At 67.6% G+C, this 1,740-nt stretch carries 2 protein-coding genes; both read right to left on the reverse strand.

Annotated features, from left to right (window positions below; translation table 11 throughout):
* Nucleotides 1-1,550: alpha-L-fucosidase (locus H926_RS0117240; protein ID WP_022677428.1), on the reverse strand; the 1,550-nt coding region annotated here is incomplete at its 3' end.
* Nucleotides 1,551-1,598: 48 nt separating this feature from the next.
* Complete coding sequence (locus H926_RS31915) at nt 1,599-1,733, reverse strand: glycoside hydrolase family 125 protein (protein WP_371256289.1); 135 nt, start codon at nt 1,731-1,733, stop codon at nt 1,599-1,601.
* Between the last annotated feature and the right edge of the window lie 7 nt (nt 1,734-1,740).

The following is a 1,740-nucleotide window of genomic DNA, read 5'->3' on the forward strand; positions in this document are numbered from 1 at the left end:
GCGCTGGCATCGACCACGCGCCAGCCCAGCGTGCTGAGCACGTCGCTGCCGCGCGGCGCGGGCGCGGCGACTGGCACCGGCGCCACACTTTTGAACAGGGCAAACTCGCGGATCGCAGGGCACGCCGGCGCATCGAGGATCACCAGGCGCACGCGGCGTGGCGCAATCGGCGCGGGCAGGCGCACCACGCGTTGTGCGCCGATGCATTCCTTTTCCGCCAGGCGCTGCCACTGCCCGCCGATTTCGGCCTCGATGGCAAAGCGGGTGACGCGCACGCCGAGCGGCAGGGATTCGGCCACGCGCACCACATCGAACCGCGTCCCCGGCGCCAGATCGAGCGTGAGCGTGGGCGTGTGCACGCGATCGGGCGTGGACCAATAGGTTTCGGCCCGGCCATCGAGCACGGCGGCCGGGGCAAAGCGAGGGCCGCGCTCCGCGCTGGCATGGGCCACCGCGCCCTTGGCCAGATCGCGGGCAAAGGTGGCACGCATGGCATCGCCGAACGAGGCGAGCACCGCCACGTCATGATCAGCGAGGCGCCCGCGCTGGTCGGGCGGCAGGTTGAGGTTGAGATTGGTGCCGCGCCCCACCGATTCGTCGAACAGGCGCACCAGGCGCTCGGGGCTTTTCACCTTGGTGTCTTCATCGGGGTGATAGAACCAGCCGGGGCGGATCGACACATCGGTTTCTGCCGGCCACCAGATTTCGCCGCCACGCAGGCCGGAATTGCCCACGTCCTGTTCATAGGGCTTGTTGGGCATCGTCGGCCAGCAGGGATCGCCGGCCACGCCATCCTCGTTGCCCACCCAGCGGATATCGGCGCCGAGCGGATCGAACGTGCAGGCATCGGGCTGCATCTGGTGAACCAGGGCAATGATCGAGGGCCAGTTGTAATAGCGCGGGGCATCGATGTGGCGGGTTTCGCCAGCGCCACCGTAATAGCCATCGCCGCCATTGGCGCCGTCGAACCACACCTCGAACAGCTTGCCATAGCGGGTGCACAGCTCGGTCAGTTGCGCGCGATAGTAATCGACATAGGCGGGCCGGCCATATTCGGGATGGTTGCGGTCCCACGGCGACAGATAGAGGCCATAGGACAGGCCATGGCGGCGCGCCGCCTCGCCCATTTCGGCAACGATATCGCCCTTGCCGCCCTTGTAGGGGCTGTTGCGGATCGAATGCTCGGTCAGCTGCGTCTGCCACAGGCAGAAGCCGTCATGGTGCTTGGCGGTGAGGATCACCCCGGTCATCCCGGCAGACTTGGCGGCCAGCACGATCTGATCGGCACTGAAATCGGTGGGGTTGAACCATTCGGGCTTTTCATCGCCATAGCCCCATTCCTTGCCGGTGAAGGTGTTCATGGAGAAATGCACGAAGGCATACATGCCGCGCTGGTGCCATTTCCACTGGCGCGGCGATGGCGTGGCGCCCCAGGGTGCGGGCGCCGTGGCCGCCGGGGTGGCAGCCAGAGCCGGCGCAGCGGCCAGCGTGGGGGCAACCGCGCCCGCGGCAGCAGAGCGCGACAGGAAGCGACGGCGGGACAGGTCCATGGGCAATCCTTGGGGAAAGGCGCGGCGCACGCGGCGCCGCGCGAAAGGTCAGAGCGGGTTGGCCAGCACCGCCGGCAGGCGATCGGCCAGGCCCACGATCATTTCGCCGAACAGGCCATTGGCCCAGGCAAACCAGCTGCGGGTGAACTGGGCCGGATTGTTGCAATCGACCGCTTCGTGCATGAAGCCG

The organism is Novosphingobium sp. B-7 (assembly GCF_000410615.1).
GTDB lineage: Bacteria > Pseudomonadota > Alphaproteobacteria > Sphingomonadales > Sphingomonadaceae > Novosphingobium > Novosphingobium capsulatum.

Coding starts and splice junctions, on each gene's coding strand:
- H926_RS31915 (WP_371256289.1), bottom strand. CDS start 1,733: ATGCACGAAGCGGTCGATTGCAACAATCCGGCCCAGTTCACCCGCAGC.